This is a genomic window from Candidatus Polarisedimenticolaceae bacterium, from assembly GCA_036275915.1.
GTDB lineage: Bacteria > Acidobacteriota > Polarisedimenticolia > Polarisedimenticolales > DASRJG01 > DASRJG01.
The window spans coordinates 273,067-297,989 of sequence record DASUCV010000018.1 but is presented as its reverse complement, the minus strand read 5'-3'; the positions used below and the strand labels follow the sequence as shown (position 1 = coordinate 297,989).

Here is a 24,923-nt window from a genome sequence, read left to right as displayed (position 1 = left end):
TCGCCTCGCGCGCGGATCAGTTCAGCCTGAAATTCTCACCCAGGTAGACCCGCCGCACATCGGCATCGCCTGCGAGTTCCTGTGGCGTTCCGTGTCGGAAGATTCGGCCCTGGCTGATAATATAGGCCCGATCCACGATCTGCAAAGTTTCGCGGACATTGTGATCGGTGATCAGCACGCCCAGGCCCCGCGACTTCAGCCCCGTCACGATTCGTTGCAGCTCGCCGACGGCGATCGGGTCGATTCCGGCGAACGGCTCGTCGAGCAGCATGTAGCGCGGCTCGAGTGCGAGCGCGCGCGCGATCTCGACGCGGCGCCTTTCTCCGCCGGACAGCGCGTAACCGGGAGTGCGCGCCACATGGGCGAGGCCGAACTCCTGGAGCAGGGTCCTCGCGCGCTCGTGCGCGGTCTCCGCGTCGAGCCCCTGGAGCTCGAGCACCGCGAGCACGTTCTCTTCCACCGAGAGGCGCCGGAAGACCGAGGCTTCCTGCGGCAGGTAGCCGATCCCCTCCCGCGCGCGCTGATACATCGGCGACTTCGTGATGTCCCGGCCGTCCAGGACGACCTTCCCTGCGTCGGCGGGCACGAGACCGAGGATGAGATAGAAGGAGGTCGTCTTGCCGGCGCCGTTCGGGCCCAGAAGGCCGACGACCTCGCCGGGCGCGATGCGCACCGACACGTCCTGGACGACGCGGCGCCCGCGGTAGGACTTGTCCAGCGACTCCCCGACGAGACCGCGCGCCGCGTCCTGGACGCTCGCGCTCGATCGCTCCGCCATCCTCGCCTCAGCTCTTGGGGGTCTTGATGGTCGCTCGGTCACGCTCACCGGACTCGACTTCCAAGGCACCCGTATCGAGGTGGTAGCGTAACACCCGTCCCACGGTCGTCCCGCCGCTCGGCCCGGTGTTGCGCACGGTCGCGGGCCCTTTGTCTCCGAAGAGGCGAAGGAGCTGCTCGCCGGCCTCGTAGACCGCGCGATCCCCTTCTCCCGTCGCCTGGGTCGGCGTGCCCTTGCCGGCGCCCTTGTCGCCCCCGAGGGAGCGGTACTCGAAGCGGACACCGTCGTAGGCCTGGACGTCGTGCACGCCGTGTCCGCCCTCGAGGAGGGCGACGACGAGACGCGGCGCCTCGAGCCAGCCCTCGACCTGCCTCGCGCGCACCGACCCGTTGTACTCCGCCGCGTGCGCGGTGCCGCCGTAACGGAGCTTGTCGGCGACGACCTGGATGAAGTCCGCTTCGCCCGCCGCCTTCCCCGCGACCCGGGGCATGCGCGTGACGACCGAGCCGGTGGCGTTCAGGATCTGACCTTCCTGGATCATCTCGACCTCGTCGGCGGAGAGCGTTCGGTCGCCCTGCCATCCGCGGACATCGCCGCGGAAGAGGAGACGCGCGCCGGAGCTCGTGCTCTCGAGCGACGTCGAGACGAAATGGACCGCCTCGTCGGTGGCGAACATCGGCGTCTGGGGCCCGCTCCTGTCCGAGCTGGCGGCCGGCAGGAGCGTCGACTCGACGCGTCCTTCCGCCGTCATCTTGGTGCCCTTAAGGTCGCTCTCGATCGAGTCGGCGACGACGCGCGTCCGGGCGTTGGCGAGACGCGCGCGCCGCTCCGGTGCGCCGCGGAGCGTGACCTCGCCCTCGGACCCGAGCCCGGAGAATGTCGCCTGCGCAGCCTCGCCCGACGTCCCGTCGCCGTCGAAGGTGACGTCGCCCGTGGCGACGCCGTCCTTGATCTCGCCGTCGCCGCCGAGGTGCGCGCGAACCGTGGACGCGGTCAGCTTGCCGGTCCCCTTCTGCGTCGGGCCGGTCACGACCGCCTGCCCCGTCGCGTCGAGCGCCCAGCCTCCGTCGTCTTGAGCCTGCGCGTCGATGCGGTCGGCGAGGATCTCACCCCGGATGTGCTGGACGTGGGCGCCGCCGGAGAGCGAGACCGCGCGCACCTTCCCGTCCGGCGCCCAGTTCGCGCGCGCTTCCCGGGCGGAGAACGTCCCCGCGCCGCTCGTCGACGACGTCATCGAGCCGCTCACCTGGGACGAGGCCGTCGCGCTCTCGATCTTTCCCTTCGGTCCCCGGACCAGGACGACGATCGGAGCCTTGAGCGTCATCCCTCCCTGCTTCGCGTCGACGTCGCCGTCGAGCGTCAGCGTCTGCGACTTCGGCTCGACGACGGCGCGATGGGCGGACAGCTCGGCGCCGTCCACTCCCACGACATGGACGCCGATGATCTCCGCCGGCTGTCCGGTGAGGCTGTAGATGAGCGCCGAGGCGTTTCCCTTCCAGACTGCGCCGGTGATCGTCACGTCGCCGACGGAGCGCACGACACCGGTGACCTGGTCGATCTCGACCGTCGGGATCGCGAGATCGAGCCCCGTGTCGTCGTCGTGGACGGTGACGCCGCCCTCGAGGCGCATGGTCCTCTTGCCCTGAGGGCCGGCCCCGGCGCCCCGCGCCGCGGTGAGGATGAGGGGCGGTTGGTTCTCCCGCTCGATCTCGACGCGCTGAACCTCCTCCACGTCGAACCGGCCCGCGTTGTCGACCCGTCCGACCTTCGCCTGGACCATGAGGCGCCGCTTGCCGGCGACGAGATCGCTGAAGGTGAACCCCTCCGCGTGCGCGCGCGTGTCCTTCGCGAGGTCCGCCGGGAGCCCGGTGCGCGTCGGCCGGGTGCGCAGCGTGAGACCGATCACGATGATGAAGGCGATGAGGAAGATCGGCAGGAGGACGCGGAGGAGGCGAATGCGCTGCACCGTCTACCGCCCGGAGAACTGCGGCTTCCGCTTCTCCACGAACGCGCGGGTGCCCTCGCGCATGTCCTCGGTCGCGAATCCGAGGCCGAAGAGCGAGGCCTCGAGGCGCAGGCCCTCGGGAAGCGCCGTCTCCCCTCCCGAGATGACCGCCTCGAGCGCGCGGGTGAGCGCGAGCGGGCCCTTCGCCAAGAGCTTCGCGGCATACGCCGCGACGGTGCCCGCGAGGTCGGCCTGGGGGACGACCTTCGTGACGAGCCCGATCCGGTACGCCTCCGCGGCGTCGATCATGTCGCCGGTCAAGATGAGGTCGAGTGCGCGTCCGCGCCCGACGAGGCGCGGGAGGCGCTGCGTCCCGCCGGCGCCCGGGATCAGTCCGAGGCCGACCTCCGGCTGACCGAACTTCGCGGTCTCGGACGCGATCCGCACGTGGCACGCCATCGCCAGCTCGCACCCGCCGCCGAGGGCGAAGCCGTTCACCGCCGCGATCACCGGCTTCGGCGAGCGCTCGAGGGTCTCGAAGCTACGGTTCAGATCGTGCGCGAACTCCTCCGCCTGCCGCGGGGTCAAGGTCGCCATCTCCGCGATGTCGGCCCCCGCCACGAACGCCTTCTCCCCCGCGCCTCCGACGACGATGACCCCGGCGGCGGGATCGTCGATCGCGGTCCGCGCTGCGGCGGCGATCTCAAGCGTCGTCTCGCGGTTGAGCGCGTTCAGCTTCTCCGGACGGTTCACGGTGATCCGGGCGACGCGTTCCTTCACGTCGTAGGTGACCTGGCGGTAGGTGTCGGGCATCCGGTTCCTTTCGATCAGAATCGATGCTGCGCGTGGCGGACCTCGCGCCGGAAATCCTTCGCGACGACCGGAACGATGAGACACATCTCGTAGAGGCGGGACATCAGGGCGTCCCCGAGCCGGTCCTTGAGCGAGAGCCCCTCGCCCACGCCGTCCTCGTCGCCCATCGGGCGGTTCGTCGTCATGAGGGTCGGGAGGCGCCGGTTGTAGCGGTGGGCGAGCACGTCGTGCATGACGTCCTGAGCCCACGGCGTCGTTCTCCCGGCACCGAGATCGTCCAGAAGCAGGACTTCGGCCTCCAGTACCGGCGCCAGGACCTCGGCCTCCGATCGCCCCGACGCGTCGAACGTCGACTGGAGGTCTTTGAGCAGCTCGCGCTGCTCGGCGAAATGAACGTGGGCGCCCTTCCGCTCGGCGAGATCTCGGAGGATCGCGACGGCGAGATGGGTCTTGCCGGTGCCGGGAGGCCCCTGGAACAGCAACCCATGCTCGATACGGTCGGGCCAGCTCTCGAACCAGTCCTTCGCGGTGCCGAGCGGCGCCTTGAGCTCGTCCGCGACGAGGTCGAAGTTGTCGAAGCTGCACAGCTCGTAACGGCGCGGGATCCGCGCGGCGCGCAGGAGCTGGGTCCCGCGCTCACGGTAGGCGCACGCGCACCTCGCCGCCGTGGCGATCCCGGCTTCGTCGGTGCGGATGGTGAAGCCCGTTCCCCCGCAATCGGCGCAGCGTTCGCTCACGTCAGTTGAGGTAGCCCCGGAGCTGCTGGCACTTCTGGGAGCGGTGCAGCTTGTCCAAGGCTTGGGCTTCGATCTGGCGGATGCGCTCGCGCGAGAGGTTCATCATCTCGCCGATTTCCTTCAAGGTCTTGGGATCCGAGCCGTCGAGCCCGAACCGGAGGCGCAGCACCCGCTCTTCCTTGTCGTCGAGCTCGCCGAGCGCCTGCGTGATGTGGCGCCTCAGGGACTGGCGGAGGAAGACGAAGTCCGCCGCCGGGATCGTCTCCTGCTCGAGCTTGTCGGAGAGATGGAACTCGTGCTCCTCGTCGATGACGGCGGAGAGGGAAATGTTGTCGTCGGCCACCTGAAGAAGGGCGGTGACCTCTTCCAGGGTCGCCTCGATTCGCTCCGCGACCTCCTGGGCCGTCGGCGCGCGCTGGAGCTGGCTCCTCAAGGCGGATTGCGCCTTGCCGATCCGGTAGAGCAGGTTCGCCTGCTTCTGCGGGAGTCGGAACGCACCGCTCTGGTCGGAGAGCGCGTGAATGATCGCCTGGCGCACCCACCACACCGCGTAGGTGATGAACTTGACGTTCTTTCCCGGGTCGTAGCGCTTGGCCGCTTCGATCAGCCCGATGTTCCCCTCGTTGATCAGATCGAGGAACGACATCCCGCAGCCGCGATAGCGCTTCGCGTACGAGACGACGAACCTGAGGTTCGCCTCGACGAGCTTGCGGAGGGCCTTCTGGTCACCCTTGTGGATCTTCGCGCCGAGGACTCGCTCCTCCTCGGCGGTGATCCTGGGCAGCCGCGAGATCTCCTTGAGATACTTCTTGAGGGATTCGGAGCCGCCACCGCGGGTTTCTTGGCGTTCGTCTTCCATCGACTCCCCGGGTCGCGGGCGCAGTATACCAGCGTCAGCGGATGGAGACCCGAATCGGCCGCCGTCCGGCGTCTTCGGTCTTCGTGAGCGAGATCGTGAGAACGCCGTCGACGTAGGATGCGATGACGGAATCGCGATCGACATGGGACGGAAGGCGGAAGCGCCGGACGAACTTCCCGTAGGACCGCTCGACCCGGTGGAACTGCTCCCCCGAGCCGCCGCGGCCCATGGCCCGCTCGCCCTGGACGACCATCTCGTCATCCTCGAGGCGGACGTCGATCTCCTTCTGGGTGAGCCCCGGCAGCTCGAGGCAGAAGACGAGCCGCTCGGCACTCTCGTACACGTCCGCGACCGGCGTCCAGGCCCCCGCCCCGCCCTCGGCGTCGAAGTTCGTGCGGGCGAGAGCGCTCTCGAAGAGCTTGTTCATCCGCTCCTGGATCCCCGCGAGGTCCTTCAAAGGGTCCCACTCGGATGACGCCACGCCAGACCTCCGCCGGACGGACCGGTGACGTGAGTCTAGCAGGCGGGGCGCACGCGGTCAGTTCTTACCGCGGTCCGAGTCGACGACTTCCGCATCGATGACGTCGTCGCTCTTCCCGTCCTGGGCCTTCGCCCCGGCGTCCTGACCGCCGGGAGGTGCTGCGCTCGCCGTCCGGTAGACCGCCTCGCCGAAGCGCAGGCGCGCGCGATCGAGCGCGTCGGCCGCGCTCTGGATGCCGGCGCCGTCACCGGATTCGAGCGCCTTCTTCGCCGCCGCGATCGCCTCCTTGAGCGCCGCCTGGTCGGACTCGGGGACCTTGGCGCCGTTGTCGGCGAGGTCCTTCTCGGTCTGGTAGACGAGCTGGTCGGCGCGGTTCCGCGCCTCGACGTCGCCCCGCTGCTTCTTGTCCTCTGCAGCGTGCGACTCGGCCTCGCGCACGAGCTTGTCGACCTCATCCTTGCTCAGGCCCGAGGAGGCGGTGATCGTGATCTTCTGCTCGCGGCCGGTGCCGAGGTCCTTCGCCGACACGTGGACGATGCCGTTCGCGTCGATGTCGAAGGCGACCTCGATCTGGGGAACGCCTCGCGGCGCCGGCGCGATCCCGTCCAGGTGGAACCGGCCGAGCGTCTTGTTGTCCCGCGCCATCTCCCGCTCGCCCTGGAGGACGTGGATCTCGACGGAGGTCTGCCCGTCCGCGGCGGTCGAGAAGACCTCGGCCTTGCGCGTCGGGATCGTCGCGTTGCGCGCGATGAGCTTCGTCGCGACGCCGCCCAGGGTCTCGATGCCGAGGGTCAGAGGCGTGACGTCGAGGAGGAGCAGGTCCTTCACGTCCCCGGCGAGCACGCCCGCTTGCACGGCGGCGCCGACGGCGACGACCTCGTCCGGGTTGACCCCCTTGTGGGGCTCGCGCCCGAAGAAGCTCTTGACCATCTCCTGGATCTTCGGGATGCGCGTCGAGCCACCGACGAGCACGACCTCGTCGATGTCGGAAGCCTTGACCCCGGCGTCCGCGATCGCCCGCTCGCACGGCGTGAGCGTGCGCTTCAGGATCGGATCGACGAGCTGCTCGAACCGTGCGCGGTTGAGCTTGAGCTGGAGGTGCTTCGGCCCGCTCGCGTCCGCGGTGATGAACGGGAGGTTGATCTCGGTCTCGGTCACGGAGGAGAGCTCGCACTTCGCCTTCTCCGCCGCTTCCTTCAGGCGCTGGAGCGCCATCTTGTCCTTCGAGAGGTCGATCCCCTGGTCCTTCTTGAACTCGGAGACGAGCCAGTCCATGAGGACGTGGTCGATGTCGTCGCCGCCGAGGTGCGTGTCGCCGTTCGTCGACTTGACCTCGACGACGCCGTCCCCGACCTCGAGGATCGAGATGTCGAACGTGCCGCCGCCGAAATCGAACACGGCGATCGTCTCGTCCTTCTTCTTTTCGAGGCCGTACGCGAGCGCGGCCGCGGTCGGCTCGTTGACGATCCGCTCGACGGTCAGGCCCGCGATCTGGCCCGCGTCCTTGGTGGCCTGGCGCTGAGCGTCGTTGAAGTACGCCGGCACGGTGATGACCGCGCGCGAGACGCTCTCGCCGAGGTGGGCCTCGGCGGCCTCCTTGAGCTTCCGGAGGACCAGCGCCGAGACCTCCGGAGGCGAATAGGTCTTGTCCTGGATGCGGACGCGCACGTCGCCGTTGTCAGCCGGCTCGACGTGGTAGGGCACCATCTTGATCTCGCCCTGGATCTCCGCGAATTTCCGCCCCATGAACCGCTTGATGGAATAGACGGTGTTCGTGGGGTTCGTGATGGCCTGCCGCTTGGCGACCTGGCCGACGAGCCGCTCGCCCTTGTCGGTGACCGCGACGACCGAGGGGGTCAGCCGGCTTCCTTCCGCGTTCGTGATCACGGTGGGCTTGCCGCCCTCCATGATGGCGACCACCGAATTCGTGGTCCCGAGGTCGATCCCGATGATCTTGCTCATGAAGACGCTCCTGTGGCCTTCGGGGGGTGTTCCCCCCGGCCGACGCCGCCTGGGTTAGGACCCCGGCAGGAGCGTGTCAAGGATCTCAGGGGCCCGCGGGGTGATCTTTCTCGGCGGCGCCGCCCTCGAGCACCATGCGCTGGGACGGGGTGAAGGCGTGCCGGACGACGAGGTCGTCGCGCTCCTCCCCGGCGGGGCCGCGCCCGGCGAGGTCGAATCCGGTGGCGTCGACCCGGAACGTGTAGCGCCGTCCCCAGGGGTCCCTCAGGTCGGATGTCGCCACGAACCCCTCGACGGCGAGCCGCTCGAGGGTCGCGGGCATCCCACCGTGCTCGAGGTAGTAGATCTGGAGCCCCTGGACGAGCCGCTCGAGGCGGTTCCGGCTCGCATAGGTCTGCAGGAGCGCCGTCTCCTCGCCGCGCTCCACGAGGCGCCACGGGGTGAGCGGATTCGTGCGGAGCGTCAAGAGTCCGCCGAGTGCCAGGGCGAGGACGAGTCCTTGGAGCGCGACCGACACGATGACCCCGCGACGGCTCTCGTCGGACGCGGCGGCGGCCACCGGCGAGACCTTGACCTCCTCGATGAGGCTCTTCGTGACGAGCTCGTAGAGGAGGCGATGCACGTCGAACTCGCCGAGCGGCGAGGTGTCGACGAGATCCTGGACGGTCGACGAGCCGTCCACCATGCGGAGGACGTCCCGCTCTTCGGGCGAGAGGCGAGCGGCGTCGTCCCTCTCGGGGAGGGCGGAATCGAGGTCCGCGTCGAGGAGTGACGCCACCGGCACATCGAGCGCCGCTCCCGCCGCCGTCTTGCGGAAGACCATCTTCGGCGACTTGATCTTCTTCTCGATGATCGGCCATTCGTCGATCATCCGCGCGCCTTCCATGAGGATCGTCTCGGCGGAGATCGGCTGGAAATGCTCGGTGTCGTACTCCATGTGATCGGACGGGGTGAACTGGTACCGCCCGTCGCGCCACCGGAAGAGCCGGTAGACGATCTGCGTGACCTGGATCCGGAGCGCCTCGCGCAGGTCCTCCTCGAAGATGAATCCCTGTTTGACGAGGACGTACCCGAGCCGCTGGAGCGTGCGCCTCTGGATCCGGAGCGCCTCCTGGAGCTGCACCTCGGTGATGCGTCCGGTGCGTACGAGAACCGAGCCGAGGAGGTCCTCGAGATTGCGTTGGCGCGTGTCGGCGCCGACGACCGCGCCCTCGAGGAACTTGACGACGACCGTCTCCTCCGCACCTTCGAGGGTGAGCTGCCCGGTCTTCCGCTGGATGCCGATCATCTGGAGGATGTCGGCGAGGCCGAAGTCCTTGATCGTTCCTTCGAGGGCCATGTCAGCGCTCGTTCATGCGACGGCGGGCGACGTTCGCGGTGAGCCACACGAGCGCCGCGAGCGGGATCGCGAGGAGGGTCGCAGCGTTCAAGCCGTAGACGTCGGGGAGCGCCACGGGCCGGAGATCGGCGATCCTCACGGTCATCCCGAGCGCGGCCTCCGCGGGGGCCAAGCACGACGGGTAGCCGGCGACGAGCGCCAAGATCCAGAGTGCCAGGAGCGTGAACCCGACCCACGCGCGGCCGGCGAGGAGATCGCCAGCCCCGGGCAGGACCGCCGAGCCGATACGGCGCACGCGGCGGCCCCACCGCTCGTGCCGCTCGACCTCGTAGAGCTTCATGCTCTTCGTCTCGGGGGCGAGCCCGTCGCCGAGCACGAAGAGGTGGACGCACTGATTGCAGTACTCGTGACCCTCGCGGGCCGCCTTGCAGTGCGCGCAGAAGGGGTGCCCGCAGCGCGTGCACCGCGACGCGGGGGCGCCGCGGAAGACGGCGAGCGAGGCGACGGCGAGGACGAGGCCGAGGAGTGCCACGAGGCTCAGCGGGTTCAGCAGCGTGCTCGCGAGGGTGCGCCAGCGCGGCCCCTCGGGGCCGGCGTCGAGCCATTCGCGAAGGTGGCGGCCTTCGACCGTGGCCCGCCAGATCGAGTCGAAGTCGATCGCGGCGTCGACGACCTTCGGGGAGCCCGCGTCCTGGCTCCCCTGCGTGAGCAAGCGCGTCGTCGTCTCCGCATCGATCTCGCGCGCCTTTGCGAGCGACTCCGCCGCTTCCTTGAGCTTGAACGAGTCCGACTGCGCCACGTACATGTCGTAGTACGCGAGCGCCGAGTCCGGACGCGTCTCGAGCGCCTGGCGGTAGTTGCTGGTCGCCTCGCCGTACTGGCCGATGAGGAAGTAGATGTTCCCGAGGTTGATCCGGGCCTGGTAGGTCGACGGCGAGTCCTGGAGGACCCGCTTGTAGCCTTCGAACGCCTCCTCGAAATAGCGGCCGTTCTTGTAGAGGCCGGCGAGGAGGAACCGGTACATCGGGTCGTCCGGATGCGCGTCGACGAGCTCGCGCAGCTTCACGATGCGGTCGGGGTCGTAGCCGCCGTTCGCGGCGGCGATCGTCGTCCGGATCGTCGGGTCGGCGGCGAGGCCGTAGAGACCCACGGCGAACCGGTACGCCGGGTAAGCGAGCGCGGCGAGGGCGAGCAGGACGGCGGCGAGCGCGCGCTCCGCGCGGCGCATGTAGCGGAACGAGAGGACGAGCCACCACACCGTCGCCCAGCCGGCGCCGATCCAGACGACGAACGGGAGGAGGACCACCAGCAAGCCGCCGGCCTTGGCGAGGCTCTCGCGGTCGCTCCTCACGAGCCACTCCTCGACGTCGTGCCGGATCGCGACCTGGTAGCGCAGGATCATGAAGAGGGACATCAGCGCGATAGCGGCGAGGAGCGCCCCGACGAGGACGAGCGCCGACTCGTGGACGGCGGTGAGGTCGCGGACGGCGAGCCGGATCGTCCCGCGCGCCGCCTTGACCGCCTCGGCGGCGGCCGGCATGACCCCGGCGCCGGAGCCCGAGAGCGCGCGAGCGCGCGCGAGCTGGATCTGCGGCCGGTCGGGATCGAGCGACTCCGCGAGCGAGAGGGTCGCCAGCGCGCGCGTGTAATTCCCCTCGCGCATCCAACCGCGCGCCTCGAGGAGGAGGGCGCCGGCCGGCGTCTCCATCCGGCGCACACCCTCGTCCGAGACGAACTCGCGGAGCTTCTCCGATTGCTTGGCGGCCTCCTCTTCGCGGCCGTCGGTTTGATACGCCTTCCTCTGGAACCAGAGGCCTTCGAACCTTCCGTCGAACGCCTGCACGTCGAAGCCGCGGCGCGCGTCGACGAGCGGGCCGGCCAGGGTCGCGGCGGGCTCGGGATCAGGCGCCGGGGTGTGGTCGTTGAGACGGATGACGCCGGTCTCGACTTCGGCCGCAGAACCGCTCCCGGACGCGACGGCGACGATGAGCGCCGCTCCGAGAAGCCGAAGTCCGATCCTCACGACGCCCCTGCCCCTTTCCGCTGCCGGCGGGGCCGAGGCCGGTCCCGCGAGCTAGCCCGCCGACTGCGTTCGCGCGACGTAGCGCATGCGGAGCTGGTACAGGACGCTCTCCAGGAGTCCCTCCTCCTGGGGGGTGAGGTTGCCGCGGGTCTTCACGCGGAGGAGATCGAGCATGTCGATCTGGATCCGCGCGCCCTCGAGGTCGAGCGTCGGCTGGCCTGTGGCCGGGTGCGGGATCTCACCGAGGTAGAGCAACGCGGGCTGCGCCATCGCGTTGATCAGCATGGTGAAGTCGACGCCCTCGGGCTCTTCCACCGACCTGCGCTCGAAGCGTGCCTCCTCCGCGGGCCGGCGGGCCTCCGGCTCGGACCTTGCGGCGGCGGGCGGAGCCCCGTGCTCGGGCTCCTCCTCGACGTCGGCGCGCCTCTCGCCTTCGGAGGTGAAATGGCGCCGGTCCGTGACCTTGATGCCGGGCTTCCCCTTGTCCCGTTCCTTCTCCTCTAGAACGTCTCCTTCGGCCATCGCGTCCTCCCGCCGCGACCTTTGGCGCGCGGCGTTTCTCGAGGAAAACGCGATGGTACCATTCGCTCTTCGACCCGAGCGAGGACGACACGTCGCCGCCGGGGCCACCACGGTCCCGGCCGCGGGGGCAACATCAGTTCCCGCTCCTACCAAGTCAAGGAAGTGCCTACCGATGGCTTCACCCCGAAACTTCGACGATCTGGTCGCGATCATGGACCGCCTCCGGGATCCGGGCGGATGTCCGTGGGACCGCGAGCAGACGTTCGCGACGCTGCGCGGCTTCCTCATCGAGGAGTGCTACGAGGCGGTCGAGGCGCTCGACCGCGACGACCTGCCGGGCCTCTGCGAGGAGCTCGGCGACCTCCTCCTCCAGGTCGTCTTCCTCTCCCGCCTCGCGCGGGAGGCGGGCGCCTTCTCGGCGGCGGACGTCGTCGAGGGGATCTCGGCGAAGATGGTCCGCCGCCACCCCCACGTGTTCGGAGACGAGCAGGCGGCGGACTCGGCGGCGGTCCTGAAGCGCTGGGAGGAGATCAAGAAGGAGGAGAAAGGCGGCGGCGAGTCCGCCGCTTCGCTCCTCGACGGGATCCCGCAGGCGCTGCCCGCGCTCGTCAAGGCGCAGCGGCTCGGCGCCAAGGCCGCCCGCGTGGGATTCGATTGGGAGCGGACGGACGGCGTGCTCGAGAAGCTTCGCGAGGAATCGGACGAGCTCGCCGCCGCGGTCGGCGCCGGCGATCCCGCTTCGGTCCGTGAGGAGCTCGGCGACCTCCTCTTCACCGCGGCGATGGTCGCGCGCAAGCAGGGCCTCGACGCCGACGAGGCGCTCTCCCGCGCGAACGCGAAGTTCCGCGCGCGCTTCGCCTACGTCGAGGGCGCGGCGCGGCGGGCCGGCGTGGCGCTCGCCGACGCCGGGCCCGCGCTCATGGACCGATGGTGGGAGGAATCGAAGGCACGCCGTCCGGAATGACCGCGCGGCCCATGCGGCGGAAGCGGTCGTAGCGCGCCGCGATGAGCGCGTCGGGCGCCTGCCGCTCGAGATCGAGGAGCTGCCGCTCGAGCACGTCGCCCAGGATCGCCGCCTGGCGCGCCGGATCGACGTGCGCGCCCCCGACGACCTCAGGAACGATCTCGTCGATGATGTCGAGCGCCAGGAGGTCGGGCGCGGTCATCTTCATGGCGCGGGCCGCATCGCGCGACTTGGTCGCGTCGCGCCAGAGGATCGCGGCGCAGCCCTCGGGGGAGATCACCGAGTAGACGGCGAACTCGAGCATGTTGACGCGGTCGCCGACGCCGATCGCGAGCGCGCCACCGCTCCCCCCCTCTCCCGCCACCGTGACGAGGATCGGGACGGTGAGCCGGGCCATGACGAGGAGGTTCTTCGCGATCGCCTCGGCCTGGCCGCGCTCCTCGGCGCCGATGCCGGGGTAGGCCCCGGGGGTGTCGATGAAACAGAGAATCGGGCGCCGGAACTTCTCCGCCAGCTCCATCGCGCGGAGCGCCTTCCGGTACCCCTCGGGGCGCGGCATGCCGAAGTTCCGGAAGATCTTCTCCTTGGTGTCGCGTCCCTTCTGATGTCCGACGACGAGCACGGGACGTCCGCCGAACGTCCCGAAACCAGTGACGATCGCCGCATCGTCGGAATAGCGGCGGTCGCCGTGGATCTCGACGAACCCCTCCACGAGGTGGCGGACGTAGTCGAGTGTGTACGGCCGCTTGGCGTGGCGCGCGACGAGGGTCTTCTGCCACGGCGAGAGCCCCGCGAAGATCCGGCCCCGCAAGCTCTGCAGCTCGATCTCGAGCTGGTCGCGCTTGCGACGGTTCGCGACGTCATCGCCGATGCCCGACAGCGCCTCGACGCGGCGCTCGAGCTCGAGGATCGGGTCCTCGAAATGGTCCTCGTCCATGGACAAGAGATAGCCTTTGGCGGGAACGCGTGTCAAGCGCGCGGATGGAACTCGCGGTAGAGCTTCTTCAAGCGCTCGCGGTTCACGTGCGTGTAGATCTGCGTCGTCGAGATGTCTGCGTGCCCGAGCAGGAGCTGCACCGCGCGCAGGTCGGCGCCGTTCTCCAGGAGATGCGTCGCGAACGAGTGCCGGACGACGTGCGGCGACAGCGCGGCCTGGATTCCCGCGCGCCGCGCGTGCGCTTTCAGGAGCTTCCAGAACCCCTGTCGCGTGAGGGCGGTCCCCCGGCGCCCGACGAAGACGGTCTCCGACCGCCGCCCGGCGAGGAGCGCGGGGCGCGCCTCCGCGAGGTAGGCCTGGAGCGCGGCGTTCGCCTCGCCGCCCAGCGGCACGACCCGCTCCTTGCTGCCCTTGCCGAGGCACCGGAGATAGCCGGCGTCGAGGTGGAGGTCGCGCAGGCGCAAGCCCACGAGCTCCGAGACCCGGAGGCCCGTCGCGTAGAGCACCTCGAGCATCGCCGCGTCGCGCAGCCCGCGCGGGTCGCCGCGATCGGGCGCGCTCATCAACCGCTCGACGTCGAGACCGTCCAGAACCTTGGGCAGCGTCTTCCAGAGCCGGGGCGTCTCGAGGCGCGCCGCCGGGTCTTCTTCGGCGATCCCCTCCGCGGTGCGCCACGCGAAGAACCCCTTGACCGCCACGAGCCAGCGCGCGACCGAGCGCGGCGACTTCCCCTCGGAGCGGAGGCGGCGGAGCGCCGTCTCGAGCTCGGCGGTGCCGACCGCATCGAGGCTGACGCCGGCCGCGCGCCGTAGCGATTCGAGATCGCGGCGGTAGGCGGCGAGCGTGTTCCCCGCGAGGCCGCGCTCCGCCGCGAGATAGTCGAGCCAGAGCGCGAGGGTCGCGTCGAGGGCGCTCACCGCGCGTCGCCCCGCGGATCGAGGAGGATCGTGACCGGCCCGTCATTGACGAGCTCGACCTCCATCATCGCCCGGAAACGGCCGGTCGCCGTCTCGATACCGCGGCGCCCCAGCGCGCCGACGTAGTCGAGGTAGCGCGCCTCCGCTTCCTCGGGGACCGCCGCCGTCTCGAACGACGGCCGCCTCCCGCGTCGCGTGCTCGCGGCGAGGGTGAACTGCGACACGACGAGGATCGCTCCGCCGGCTTCTTCCACGCTCCGGTTCATCTTGCCGTCGTCGTCGGCGAAGATCCGGAGCTCCGCGGTCTTGTCCGCGTACCACGCCGCGTCGTCCGCGGTGTCGCCCGCCTCGACCCCGAGGAACACGAGGAGGCCGCGCCCGATCGCGCCGACGGTCACGCCGTCGACGCGGACCCCGGCGCGCGCGACGCGCTGGAGGAGTACCTTCATTTCCCCTTCGGAGCGGCCGCCCAGTCGGAGGCCTTCGTCGGGATCGGGCCGAGCGCCGTCGCCGGCACACGGAAGACGACGCCGGGCCGATCGGCGGATTCGACCCAGACCGACTCGCCGGGCGCTCCGGGCTCCGGTGCGAGCGACCCCCACGTGAGCCGTGCCAGATCCGCCTTCTCGTCGCGCACGACGATCGTCCCGGTCGCGGGCGACGGCGGCGCCGCACCGGCCACGAACCCCGAGGCGGTGAGTCCCCTGAGGTTCTCGACGAGCGCGTCGACGCGCGCGGAATCGACGTCGAAGTCGGACTTCCACGCGGCGGCGCCTTCCGCATGCGTCGCCTCGAGGTGCAGGGGACCGCGATCGAGGCGGACGGAGCGGACGTCGGGGGCCGAGAAGAGCGCGATCCGCTTCTCGCGGTAAGCGTCCGGGAGGAGGTCGATCTCCTTGACCGTCGCGTCGGCGACCGTCCCCGCGAGGCTTCCGTCCTCGCGCCACGCCGCGCGCTTCCCGTCCTTGGCCTCGGCCGCGACGTCGGCGCGTTTCGGTGCGGCGCCGGTCGCCGCAAGCTCGAACACGATCCGCGGCCCGATCGGAGGCTTCGTACCGGTCGATCCCTCGTCGACGGCGAGTGTGGTCAGCGCGGCGGCGAGCCGGCTGCACGCGGCCTCGGAGCCTCGATCGGCGAACGGCGCGACGACCTTCCACCCCGCGTCGCCGGACTCGACCGCGATCCGTCCTTGCGGTCCCAGGGCCGTGATCCGGCTCACTGCCGGAGATTCGACCGGGAAGAGGCGGCGCTCTTCGAGGGCACCCTCGTCGCGGTCGATCATGCCGTAGAGCGAGCCGTCGGTGAGCGCGAGTCGGCCATCGCCGAGGAGCGTGTATCGCTCGGCGCCGACCGGCGAGGTCCGTCCGAGCCGCACCGAGCGCTTGCCCCTGCCGGTCAGCGCGACGTCGAGCGCGCACCCCGGCTCGAGCGCGTAGGCCTTCCGGTCGAACGCGCCGTCCTCGACGATCTTCGAGACGTGCGCGTCCTGGACGGCGACGATGACGTCGCGCACGCGGCGGGGGTCCGCCTCGCGCGCGCCGGTGCGCCAGCCCGCCGGTGTCCGAGTCAGCGTCCATGCGTGCGTGCCGCACGACGCGGTGAGCGCGGTGACGTCGGCCTCGGTGAACTTGGCGACGAGCGGCGCCTTCTCGGCGGGCGGCGGCTCGGCGGGAGGCTTCTTTCCGGCCCAGACGAGAACGCCGACCACGACGGCGAGAGCGACGATGAGGACGAGGAGCCCGCGGAGGCTCACAGCGCTTTCCGGCGGAGCCACGCGACGAGGCCGCCGATGAGGAGGACTTCGGGGAGGAGGAGCACGCCGAAGCGGAAGAGGTTCCGCTGGTCGGCGACCGTCATGTCGAGCCGTGAGGCCCGCAGGGCCTTCGGCGGCCCGACGATCAGGTCCTCGCTCCCGGTGAGCCAGTGGAGGACGTTGACGAGCATCTCGCGGTTGAAGAAGTTCCCGAGGTTGCCGTTCGCGACCCAGTCGGCATCGCCGACGAGGACGAGCCGCGCCTGCTTCTTCGCCGTGTCCGCGGGAGCGTCCGGGTCGCCGGCGACCTCGGCCGTCGCGGTCGCCGCGACGACGAGAGGCCCGTCCTTGTCCGCGGCGTCCTTCGCGACCCGGCCGGTCTCCATCATGGCGCGCCAGCCGGTCTCACCCCATGCCGTGTCGTGCGTCCGCGCGAGCGGTTGCGCCACGACACCGGGGAGGCCGCCCTCGACCTCGATCGTGATCGAGCGCGCCTGGGAGAGGAGGATGCGCTGCTTGAACCCCTTCGTGATGGGATGCGGAGGGAAGTCCTCGACGATCGGATCGAGGCCGAGGCGCGCGCCGAGGAAGGCGATCTCCTCCTTGTCGACGATCATGTCGTCGTCGAGCGCCAGGCGGTAGTCGGCGAAGAGCGCGTCCAGCCCCGGCGTCTGGCCGGGGTCGATCATCGCGAGCAGGCGGCCGCCCTTGGCCAGCCAGCTGCGGAGCGCGTCGATCTCGTGCGGGAGGAGCGGCTTCGCCGGCGACGCGAGGAGGACCGCCGCCGCGTCGTCCGGCACCGAGGGAGCCGTGGCGAGGAGGAGCGGGCGGATCTCGACGTTGTCCTCCTTCAGGGCGACCGCGAGCCGTCCCCAGCCCGTCGGCGTCTCGACGTCGGCGACGTCGGGCTCGCCGTGCCCGGTGACCGCGTAGAGCTTGACGCCGCCCGGCCGCGCGACCTTGAGGAGGAGGTTCGTCAGCTCGCCTTCGTCGACGGCGCCGTTGTCGGCGGCGGCCTGCGCCTTGTCGTCGCCGCTCCTGGCGGCGAGCGTCCCTTGCTTCGTCACCCCGAGCTGGTCGGCGAGCTGCGGATCCTTCTCGGGATCGACGAACTTGAACGTCACCTTGTCGCTCTTGCCGGTGTAACGGGCGGCCAGCTCGGCGATCGGCTCGCGGCCGCGGTCGCCCTGCGGGAAGAACGCGACCAGCTCGACCGGCCGTTTGAGTGAGGCGAGGACCGAGAGCGTCCGCGGGCTCAGCGTGTAGACCTTGTTCTCGGTGACGTCCCAGGTCTTCGGGAAGCGCGCCGCGAGCACGTTCAACGCGACGACGAGCGCCGCGAAGACGAGCGTCCCGGTGGCGGCGAACGCCCGCTCGCGCGTGCCGCGTGCCGCCACGGTCCGCCGCACGCCGGCGAGGTTGCCGGCGAGGCCGATGAGGAGGAGCAATCCCCCGCCCGTGACGTGCACCGCCGTCCAAAGGTCGAAGTTGCCGGTGAGTCCGAACGACAGGATGCCGAAGAGGAGGAGGACGGTGCCCGCGTAGGCGCCGACCCGGAGCGCGTCCCTCACGGCGTCCTCCAGCGCTGGCTCGCGATCGTCGTCCGCGCGACGAAGAGGCCGAGCGCCGCGAGCGACACGAAGTACGCGACGTCGACGCTCGAGACGGCGCCCTTGGCGAACCCCTGGAAGTGCCCGGGCAGCGACAGCGCCTTGAGCGTGGTGCGTACGACTCCTTCGGTCGACTCGGCGGGCCAGTCGACGACGAAGAGGAGGAGGAAGAGGACGAACGAGCCGACCGCCGCGACGACCTGGCTCTTCGTCAGCGTCGAGACCGCGAAGCCGAGTGCCGTCATCGCGGCCGCCGCGAGGGTGAGGCCGAGCACACCGGTCGCGATCGGCCCCTTCTCCGGGTCGCCGTAGTGGAGCAGCACGCCGACGTAGAAGACCGCGCCGAGGACGAGGGCGCCCGAGATCGCGAGCAGGCCGAGGTACTTCCCGAGCACGACCTCGCCCGCGCTCACGGGAGCGGTGAGGAGGAGCTCGTCGGTCCCCTGCTTCCTCTCCTCCGCGAACGCGCGCATCGTGAGGACCGGGACGAAGAAGACGAACAGCAGGAGGATGTTGCCGAAGAGGCCGTTCACCACGAGCTCGTTCAAGTTCAGCCGGTCGAGCATCTCCTTGTTCTGCATCATCTCGGCGTACGCCGACGCGTTGTCGACGACGACGATGAACTGGTAGACGAGGCTGAAGAAGAACCAGCCCGCCAGGAGCAGGAACAAGGTCCACACGATCCACGCGACCGGCTGATAGATCTGCGAGCGGATCTCGCGCGAGACGAGGGCGAGGACGCGGCTCATGACGCCTCCCCCAGAGCGGCATCCGCCGACGTGACCCGCAGGAACGTCTCCTCGAGCCCACCGCCCGCCGCACCCGCGTCGAGGGAGACGTCCGCGGCGACGCGCCCGCGATGGACGACGACGGCGCGCGAGCAGGTCATCGCGACCTCCGGGAGGATGTGGCTGCTCAGGAGCACGGTGTGGTCGCCGGCGAGCGAGCGGATCAGCTCGCGGATCTCGCGGATCTGGTGCGGGTCGAGGCCCACCGTCGGCTCGTCGAGGATGACGACCTCGGGGCCGTGCACGAGCGCCTGGGCGAGCCCCACGCGCTGGCGGAACCCTTTCGAGAGGTTGCCGATCAGCCGGCCGGCGACGGGCGAGAGTCCGCAGCGTGCGATGACGCCGTCCCCGGCCGCGCGGCGCTTCCGCCTCGGCACGTTCCGGAGCGCCGCGCAGAAGTCGAGGTACTCGCGCACCGTCTGGTCGAGGTCGACGGGCGGATGCTCCGGCAGGTAGCCGAGTCGGCGGCGCACCTCCATCGGCGCCGAGGCGACGTCGTGCCCCGCGACGCGCGCGGTACCGCCGTCCGGGCTCAGGTACGTCGACAGGATGCGGAGGGTCGTCGTCTTCCCGGCGCCGTTGGGCCCGAGGAATCCGACGATCTCGCCGGCGGCCACGGCGAACGTCACGCCGTCGAGCGCCGCGTGGTCGCCGTAGCGCTTCACGAGACCCTGCACGTCGATCATGCGTGTCCCCACCGAAGACGATGCCGCCGGATTCTAAGCACGCTTCCCGCGCCGCGCCATCAGGCGCGCCGCGAGCGAGCGCGCCTCGGGAATGCGAAGGGCGAGGGCGCCGCCGATCGTGACGGTGACGCCGCACGCGACCGCGAAGACGAGGCGCAAGCACGCCGTGCCGAGAGACGGCGACGGAAGCACCCGCACGGCGAGCGCGTGCGCGAGGCCGCTCGTCAGGCCGGTCGCCGCCGAGAGGAGCGCCATGGCGAGGGTCGTTCGCACGACGCCGTGGCCGCGGATCGAGCCCGCACGCCGCTTGAGCCCCGCCGCGAGAAGGCCGAAGTTCGTCCAGGCCGCGATCGACGTCGAGAGCGCGAGCCCGAGGAACGGATTGACGCCGAGCGCCGGGAGCGCGAAGACAAACGTGGCGTTCGCGATGAGCTTCGCGATCACCGCGGCGGTCGACGAGAGCACCGGCACCCGCGTGTCGCCGAGCGCGTAAAAGGTCGGCACCTGGATCTTGGTGACCGCATACGCGTAGAGGCCGATCGTGTAGCAAAGGAGCGCGGACGCCGTCGCCGCGGTCGAAGCCTGGCTGAACTTCCCGTGCTGGAAGAGGACGCGGATGATCGGCTCGCGGAGCGCGATGAGCCCCGCCGTCGCAGGAAGTGCCAAGAGCGCCGCCGCTCGGAGGGCACCGGCGAGGTTCGCCCGGAGCGCCTCCTTGTCCCCGCGCGCCGCGTCGCGCGACACGCGCGCGAGGTTCGCCATGCCGAGCGCGACGCCGAAGAGCCCGATCGGGAGCTGGATGAGTCGGAACGCGAGCGAGAGCCACGTGATCGGCCCGTCGCCGTACCGCGAGGCGAGCCAGGTGTCGACGAGGAAGTTGATCTGGGTCGCCGCCTGCCCGAGGGTCGCGGGGAGCATGAGCTGCGCGATGCGCGCGAGGCCGCGGTCGCGCGGCGCCCAGTCCCACCGGAAGTGGAACCCGAGCGAGCGCAGCGCCGGGACCTGGACCGCGAACTGGAGGAGGCCGCCGATCATCGCGCCGATCGCGAGCGACAGTCCGGGATGGATCCCCGAGCGCACGAGGAGCGGGCTCAGCGTGACGACGGCGAGGATCGCCGCGACGTTGAGCGACGCCGGCGCCAGCGCCGGCACGAAGAAGCGCCCGTACGTGTTGAGAATCCCCATCGCCGCGGCCGCGCCCGCGACGGCGAGGAGGAACGGGGACAGGATGCGGGTCATCGACACGGCGAGCGCGAGCTTGTCGGGCGCGAAGCCGGCGCCGTAGACGCTCATGATGAACGGCGCCGCGAGCGCGATCACGACCGTCACCGCGCCGAGGATGACGAAGAGCATCGTGAAGAGCCGGTTGGCGAGGCGCCATGCCGCCTCGGGACCCTCGTGCTCCTTCGTCGCGGTGAACGTCGGCACGAACGCGGAGGAGAGCGCGCCCTCCGCGAAGAGATCGCGGAGGAGATTCGGGATCCGGAACGCCGCGAGGAACGCATCGGTCGCGAAGCCGGCGCCGAAGTAGTACGACTGCACCTGATCGCGCGCGAGACCGAGCACACGGCTCATCGCGGTGGCGATGCTGATCGATCCCGCGCTGCGGAGGAGGCTTTGGCGTTCGCTCATGGCGCGGGGGCGCATTCTAATGCGTTCCGGCGGTCGCTATGGTAATCTCCGTCGCGCCGGTCCCCACCTCCTCGATCCGGGAGCACGTCATGGCGAGCGTCAACAAGGTCATCCTGATCGGCAACCTCGGTCGCGACCCTGAAGTCCGGTTCACCCAGGGCGGAACTCCGGTCGCCAACTTCACGATGGCGACCACCGACCGGTGGAGCGATCCCTCCGGCGAGAAGAAGGAACGGACCGAGTGGCACCGCATCGTCGTGTGGGGGAAGCAGGCGGAAGTCGCCGGCGAATACCTCCGCAAAGGCCGTCCGGTCTACGTCGAGGGCTCGCTCCAGACCCGGGAGTGGGTCGATCGCGATGGGAACAAGCGCTACACGACCGAGGTCCGCGCCCAGCGGCTCCAGCTCCTGGGGCGCGCGGACGACCGGGCCCCCGCGGCCGTCGGCCCCGCGGGCGGCGAGGAACCGGGCGAGCCGCAGGGCGGCTTCGTCGAGGACGACATCCCCTTCTGAGGATCGGGTCGTGATGCGGCTCGTCGCGGCGCTCCTCGTCGCCGTCGCCTTCGGGCCGGCGCTGGCGCAGGAGCAGCCCGAGCGCGTCTCACCCGTCGAGCCGGCGAACGGCGCCTCGACCGGGAAGAAGCCCCGTTTCGTCGTGAGCGCCCCCGGCGCCGACGTCGAGAAGCTCCGGTTCCGCATCGAGCTGTCCGCCGACGGCTTCAAATCGACCGCCTACACGTTCGATCAGAAGGCCGATCCGGGCGGTTGGGCGATGACGGTGCTTCCCGATCAATCGGTCGTCGAGGTCTACTTCCCGAAGCAGCCGCTCGGCGGCGGCGACTACGCGTGGCGCGTCGCCTCGTGGGACGGGCTCTCGTGGAAGGACGGCACCGAGACGTTTCGCCTTCGGATCGACGACATCCCTCCCGCGGACGTCGAGGGGGTGACGCTCGCGCGCCAGCCGGGGACGGCGTGCGTCCGCGTCGAATGGCATCCGGTCACCCTCGATCGCGACGGACGGCCGGAGCAGATCGCCCAGTACCACGTGTACCGCTACGCGGCGAAGGGCGCGATGCAGCCGATCCGCCCGTTCGAGGCCGGCCGGACGCCGGGGCTCCGATTCGACGATTGCGATACCGAGGCCGCGGCGAGCCCGATCCTCTACTACCGGGTCGTCGCGGAGGACACGGCCGGGAACATCCCCGGCCGCCGCTTCTGATCGTTACTTGCCCGAGGCGATGTCGGTCGAGCGCTGCTTCGCCTCGGCGATGAATCCGCTCTGCGGGTACTTCGTCGCGACCTCGTCGTAGAGGCGCCGCGCCTCGGCGGGCTTCCCCTGGCTCTCGCGAATGGACGCGAGGCGCATCGTCGCCGCATCCGGCGGGTACGACGACGCTGACGACGCGATGACATCCTGGAGGGTCGTGGCGGCGCGCTCGAGATCGCCGCTCGCGACCGCCGCCTCGGCGAGTGACACCTTGGCCTGCGCCGCGAGGCGCGCATTGCCCGACGAGGCCAGAGGCGTGAGCAGGGTCACGGCTTCCGCGGCGCGCCCCATCGCGATGAGCGTCCGTCCCTGGTAGAGCCGCGCCACCTGGCCGAGCGCGCCCGATCCCGCCTTGTCGGCCGCTTGCTGGAAGTTCGTCAGCGCATCGGCGTAGTTCGGCGCGGGCGCTTTCCCGCCGCCGGCGGCCTCCGGCTGGAACGCCGCCATCCCCTTGGCGAGGAGGTCGTTCGCGGCCCCCGAGCTCCTCTGGCTCAGGCTCATCCATCCGAGACCGATGAGCACGACGACGACGATGGCGCCGCTCACGATCGCGACCCTCCTCCAGTTCGCCTCGAGCCATTCCCCGAGATCGAAGACGGTCTCGATGAACTCGTCCTGCTGCATGTCCTTCTTGGTGAGCTTCGTCGTCGTGGCCATGAACCTTCCTCTACGTTGCCCTGGTGGGCCTGGCAGGACTTGAACCTGCGACCTTGAGTTTAGGAAACTCCTGCTCTATCCGTACTGAGCTACAGGCCCTGCCGGAAGAACCGGGCAAGTTATCAGTTTCGGGGATCAGGGGCTAGCTCTAGGGGTAGCTGATCAAGCTGAAGATGTTGTCGGACCTCAGGCGCTCGCGGCCCTTGAGGAACGCGAGCTCGACGAGGAACCCGAACCCCGCGACCTCGCCCCCGAGCCTCTCGATGAGACGGCCCGAGGCCGCCGCGGTCCCGCCGGTCGCGAGGACGTCGTCGATGATGAGGACCCGCTGCCCCTTCTCGATCGCGTCCTCGTGGAGCTCGAGCCGGCCTTCGCCGTACTCCAGCGAGTAGTCCTCGCCCGCCACGCGCCACGGCAGCTTGCCCGGCTTCCGGACCGGCACGAGGCCGAGACCGAGCTCGTAGGCGAGCGCCGAGGCGAGCATGAAGCCGCGCGCCTCGATCCCCGCGATGAGCTCGATTCGATCGTCGCGGAACCGAGCCGCGAGCCGGTCGATGACGGAGCGGAGCGCCGCGCCGTCCTTGAAGAGCGTCGTCAGATCGTAAAAGGTGATCCCGGGCTTCGGATAGTCGGCGACTTCGCGAATGATCTTCTTCAGCTCGGAGCCGGACATGGGAGAAGCCGTCGGTTGTTTCATGCGATGAAATTGGTCGGGGCGCCGCGATTTGAACGCGGGACCCCCTGGTCCCGAACCAGGTGCGCTACCAGGCTGCGCTACGCCCCGACCCTAGCGAAACCCCGGGAGAATAGCAGGCGGCCCTCAAGGGGTCCAGCCGTACTTCCCGACGAGCGGGACGAAGCGGCAAGGGCCGTGCTCCTCCTTCACCACTCCGGCCGCCGACTTGACCATCCTCACCAGGACTTGGTCCTCCGCCTCCGGATCGCCCATGGGGAGGACGAGGCGGCCGCCGGCGTCGAGCTGCTCGAGAAGCGGCGCGGGAACCTCAGGGGCGGCGGCGGTGACCACGACCGCCCGGTAGGGCGCGAACTCGCTCCAGCCGTAGCTGCCGTCGAAGATCTTGAAGTGGACGTTCTCGATCCCGACCGCCCGCATCGTCTCTCGCGCCCGCTTCGAGAACGCCGCGATACGCTCGACCGAGTAGACCTGCTCGAAGAGGCGGCTCAAGACGGCGGCGTGGTAGCCCGATCCCGAGCCGATCTCGAGCACGCGACCGGTGCCGTCCGCCTCCAGGAGCTCGCACATGCGCGCGACGATCCACGGCTGCGAGATCGTCTGTCGCTCGCCGATCGGGAGCGCCGAGTCCTCGTACGCCTTGGCGCGGAGCGCTTCCTCGACGAACGCCTCGCGCGGGATCTTTCCCATCGCCTCGAGCACGCGGCGGCTCTCGATGCCGCGGCCCTCGAGCTCGCGCACCATGCGCGCACGGCGGATGTCCCCCGCGCTCACGGGAGGGCGACGCCCCACGACGCGACGAGCGCGCGCGACGGCTCGTGGGTCATGTTCGCGTGGAGCGGCGTGATCGAGACGAAGCGCTGCCGGATCGCCGCGTGGTCGCCTTCGGGCTCGTCGGCCGGCTTCGTGTCGGGGCTCGCGATCCAGAAGTAAGGACGCCCGGACGGGTCGAGCCGCTCGACGATCGCGGCGCGGTAGCTCCTCGTCCCCTGGCGCGTGATCCGGATGCCGGCGACCGGCTCGCGCGGGACGTTCACGTTGAGGAGCACGCCCGGCGGAAGGCCGGTCTCGAGGACTCTCTCCGCGATGCGCCTTGCCACCGAGGCGGCGAGGCCGAAGTCGGTCGGCCGGTCGTCCCGCTCCACCGAGAAGGCGATCGACGGAATGTGGAGCAGCGTCCCCTCGAGGGCCGCGGCGACGGTCCCCGAGTACGTGACGTCGTCGCCGATGTTGAGGCCGCGGTTGATCCCCGAGACGATGAGATCCGGCGGCGTCCCACCGGTGAGATGGAAGACGCCGAGGTGGACGCAGTCGGTCGGCGTGCCGTCGACCTCGTGCCGGTCGTCGCCGCGTTTCCGGATGCGCAGGGGTCGCATGAGCGTGAGCGCGTGGCCCGCGCCGCTTCGCTCGCGGTCGGGTGCGACGACGATGACGTGTCCCAGCGGTGCGACGGCGGCGGCGAGCGCGGCGAGGCCGGGGGCCTCGATGCCGTCGTCGTTCGTCACGAGGATGCGCTTCGCTCCGGCCCGCGCGGTCATGAGCGGGGAGTCTAGCAAACGG

Annotated in this window: 25 protein-coding genes and 2 tRNA genes; 3 read left to right on the top strand and 24 right to left on the bottom strand. The window is 70.3% G+C overall.

All coding sequences use genetic code 11. From position 1 onward, the window contains the following. Window positions 1-16: 16 nt before the first annotated feature. The 10 genes from lptB to VFV19_14885 all read right to left on the bottom strand — a co-directional run bounded on the left by lptB (window position 17) and on the right by VFV19_14885 (window position 11,459). Entirely contained in the window at window positions 17-778 is a 762-nt protein-coding gene (lptB, locus tag VFV19_14930; GenBank protein ID HEX4825593.1) for an LPS export ABC transporter ATP-binding protein, read from the bottom strand. Between the two features lie 7 nt (window positions 779-785). Then, the gene (locus tag VFV19_14925) at window positions 786-2,744 is read right to left on the bottom strand and encodes an LptA/OstA family protein (GenBank protein ID HEX4825592.1); all 1,959 of its coding nucleotides are present in this window, start codon (window positions 2,742-2,744) and stop codon (window positions 786-788) included. 3 nt (window positions 2,745-2,747) lie between these two features. After that, window positions 2,748-3,536: an enoyl-CoA hydratase-related protein gene (locus tag VFV19_14920; GenBank protein HEX4825591.1), complete on the bottom strand. Its 789-nt coding sequence runs from the start codon at window positions 3,534-3,536 to the stop codon at window positions 2,748-2,750. A gap of 14 nt (window positions 3,537-3,550) precedes the next feature. After that, entirely contained in the window at window positions 3,551-4,273 is a 723-nt protein-coding gene (locus tag VFV19_14915; GenBank protein HEX4825590.1) for an ATP-binding protein, read from the bottom strand. Window position 4,274: 1 nt separating this feature from the next. Further along, on the bottom strand, window positions 4,275-5,132 hold the full coding sequence (locus VFV19_14910) for an RNA polymerase sigma factor RpoD/SigA (GenBank protein ID HEX4825589.1): 858 nt from the start codon (window positions 5,130-5,132) through the stop codon (window positions 4,275-4,277). Window positions 5,133-5,166: 34 nt separating this feature from the next. Further along, window positions 5,167-5,613: an Hsp20/alpha crystallin family protein gene (locus VFV19_14905; GenBank protein HEX4825588.1), complete on the bottom strand. Its 447-nt coding sequence runs from the start codon at window positions 5,611-5,613 to the stop codon at window positions 5,167-5,169. Window positions 5,614-5,670: 57 nt separating this feature from the next. Beyond that, a complete protein-coding gene (gene dnaK / locus VFV19_14900) occupies window positions 5,671-7,575 on the bottom strand; it encodes a molecular chaperone DnaK (protein HEX4825587.1) in 1,905 nt (634 codons plus the stop codon). Between the two features lie 85 nt (window positions 7,576-7,660). Continuing rightward, window positions 7,661-8,914 carry a DUF4388 domain-containing protein gene (locus tag VFV19_14895; protein HEX4825586.1) on the bottom strand — a complete coding sequence of 418 codons (1,254 nt, stop codon included), beginning with the start codon at window positions 8,912-8,914 and terminating at the stop codon, window positions 7,661-7,663. A gap of 1 nt (window position 8,915) precedes the next feature. Continuing rightward, the gene (locus tag VFV19_14890; GenBank protein ID HEX4825585.1) at window positions 8,916-10,937 is read right to left on the bottom strand and encodes a tetratricopeptide repeat protein; all 2,022 of its coding nucleotides are present in this window, start codon (window positions 10,935-10,937) and stop codon (window positions 8,916-8,918) included. Between the two features lie 51 nt (window positions 10,938-10,988). Next, window positions 10,989-11,459 (bottom strand): DUF1844 domain-containing protein, encoded by a 471-nt coding sequence (locus VFV19_14885; protein ID HEX4825584.1) that lies wholly within the window; start codon window positions 11,457-11,459, stop codon window positions 10,989-10,991. A 172-nt stretch (window positions 11,460-11,631) separates the two neighbouring features. Here VFV19_14885 and mazG point away from each other — a divergent pair, with 172 nt between their 5' ends. Further along, window positions 11,632-12,423: a nucleoside triphosphate pyrophosphohydrolase gene (mazG, locus tag VFV19_14880; GenBank protein HEX4825583.1), complete on the top strand. Its 792-nt coding sequence runs from the start codon at window positions 11,632-11,634 to the stop codon at window positions 12,421-12,423. On the opposite strand, the gene VFV19_14875 is transcribed toward mazG, so the two are convergent. Genes VFV19_14875 through murJ form a run of 8 tightly spaced genes read right to left on the bottom strand, consistent with a single transcriptional unit; the run spans window position 12,377 to window position 20,746 of the window. Beyond that, window positions 12,377-13,360 (bottom strand): acetyl-CoA carboxylase carboxyltransferase subunit alpha, encoded by a 984-nt coding sequence (locus VFV19_14875; GenBank protein ID HEX4825582.1) that lies wholly within the window; start codon window positions 13,358-13,360, stop codon window positions 12,377-12,379. The genes mazG and VFV19_14875 overlap by 47 nt on opposite strands. A gap of 32 nt (window positions 13,361-13,392) precedes the next feature. Next, a complete protein-coding gene (xerD, locus tag VFV19_14870; protein ID HEX4825581.1) occupies window positions 13,393-14,277 on the bottom strand; it encodes a site-specific tyrosine recombinase XerD in 885 nt (294 codons plus the stop codon). After that, window positions 14,274-14,726 carry a D-aminoacyl-tRNA deacylase gene (gene dtd / locus VFV19_14865; GenBank protein HEX4825580.1) on the bottom strand — a complete coding sequence of 151 codons (453 nt, stop codon included), beginning with the start codon at window positions 14,724-14,726 and terminating at the stop codon, window positions 14,274-14,276. Before dtd ends, xerD begins: the two co-directional genes overlap by 4 nt. Continuing rightward, complete coding sequence (locus tag VFV19_14860) at window positions 14,723-16,030, bottom strand: DUF4340 domain-containing protein (protein HEX4825579.1); 1,308 nt, start codon at window positions 16,028-16,030, stop codon at window positions 14,723-14,725. The genes dtd and VFV19_14860 overlap by 4 nt, the downstream gene beginning before the upstream one ends. Continuing rightward, window positions 16,027-17,601, bottom strand: coding sequence for a DUF4350 domain-containing protein (locus tag VFV19_14855; GenBank protein HEX4825578.1), 1,575 nt, complete (start codon window positions 17,599-17,601; stop codon window positions 16,027-16,029). The genes VFV19_14860 and VFV19_14855 overlap by 4 nt, the downstream gene beginning before the upstream one ends. Further along, window positions 17,598-18,389, bottom strand: coding sequence for an ABC transporter permease subunit (locus tag VFV19_14850; protein HEX4825577.1), 792 nt, complete (start codon window positions 18,387-18,389; stop codon window positions 17,598-17,600). Before VFV19_14850 ends, VFV19_14855 begins: the two co-directional genes overlap by 4 nt. Continuing rightward, the gene (locus VFV19_14845) at window positions 18,386-19,114 is read right to left on the bottom strand and encodes an ABC transporter ATP-binding protein (protein ID HEX4825576.1); all 729 of its coding nucleotides are present in this window, start codon (window positions 19,112-19,114) and stop codon (window positions 18,386-18,388) included. The genes VFV19_14850 and VFV19_14845 overlap by 4 nt, the downstream gene beginning before the upstream one ends. 33 nt (window positions 19,115-19,147) lie before the next feature. Then, complete coding sequence (murJ, locus tag VFV19_14840; GenBank protein ID HEX4825575.1) at window positions 19,148-20,746, bottom strand: murein biosynthesis integral membrane protein MurJ; 1,599 nt, start codon at window positions 20,744-20,746, stop codon at window positions 19,148-19,150. A gap of 38 nt (window positions 20,747-20,784) precedes the next feature. Between murJ and VFV19_14835 the strand changes: the two genes are divergently transcribed. After that, complete coding sequence (locus VFV19_14835) at window positions 20,785-21,258, top strand: single-stranded DNA-binding protein (protein ID HEX4825574.1); 474 nt, start codon at window positions 20,785-20,787, stop codon at window positions 21,256-21,258. Window positions 21,259-21,268: 10 nt separating this feature from the next. Then, a complete protein-coding gene (locus tag VFV19_14830; GenBank protein HEX4825573.1) occupies window positions 21,269-21,964 on the top strand; it encodes a hypothetical protein in 696 nt (231 codons plus the stop codon). Window positions 21,965-21,967: 3 nt separating this feature from the next. Here the strand turns inward: VFV19_14830 and VFV19_14825 are convergent, their stop codons facing one another. From VFV19_14825 to surE, 6 genes are all read right to left on the bottom strand, one after another. Next, the gene (locus tag VFV19_14825) at window positions 21,968-22,669 is read right to left on the bottom strand and encodes a tetratricopeptide repeat protein (GenBank protein ID HEX4825572.1); all 702 of its coding nucleotides are present in this window, start codon (window positions 22,667-22,669) and stop codon (window positions 21,968-21,970) included. A gap of 21 nt (window positions 22,670-22,690) precedes the next feature. Beyond that, window positions 22,691-22,768 (bottom strand) — tRNA-Arg (locus VFV19_14820). 49 nt (window positions 22,769-22,817) lie between these two features. Further along, complete coding sequence (locus tag VFV19_14815) at window positions 22,818-23,366, bottom strand: adenine phosphoribosyltransferase (protein HEX4825571.1); 549 nt, start codon at window positions 23,364-23,366, stop codon at window positions 22,818-22,820. A 10-nt stretch (window positions 23,367-23,376) separates the two neighbouring features. After that, window positions 23,377-23,453 (bottom strand) — tRNA-Pro (locus VFV19_14810). A 36-nt stretch (window positions 23,454-23,489) separates the two neighbouring features. Beyond that, a complete protein-coding gene (locus tag VFV19_14805) occupies window positions 23,490-24,137 on the bottom strand; it encodes a protein-L-isoaspartate(D-aspartate) O-methyltransferase (GenBank protein HEX4825570.1) in 648 nt (215 codons plus the stop codon). Beyond that, window positions 24,134-24,901, bottom strand: coding sequence for a 5'/3'-nucleotidase SurE (gene surE, locus VFV19_14800; protein HEX4825569.1), 768 nt, complete (start codon window positions 24,899-24,901; stop codon window positions 24,134-24,136). Before surE ends, VFV19_14805 begins: the two co-directional genes overlap by 4 nt. Window positions 24,902-24,923 lie beyond the last annotated feature (22 nt).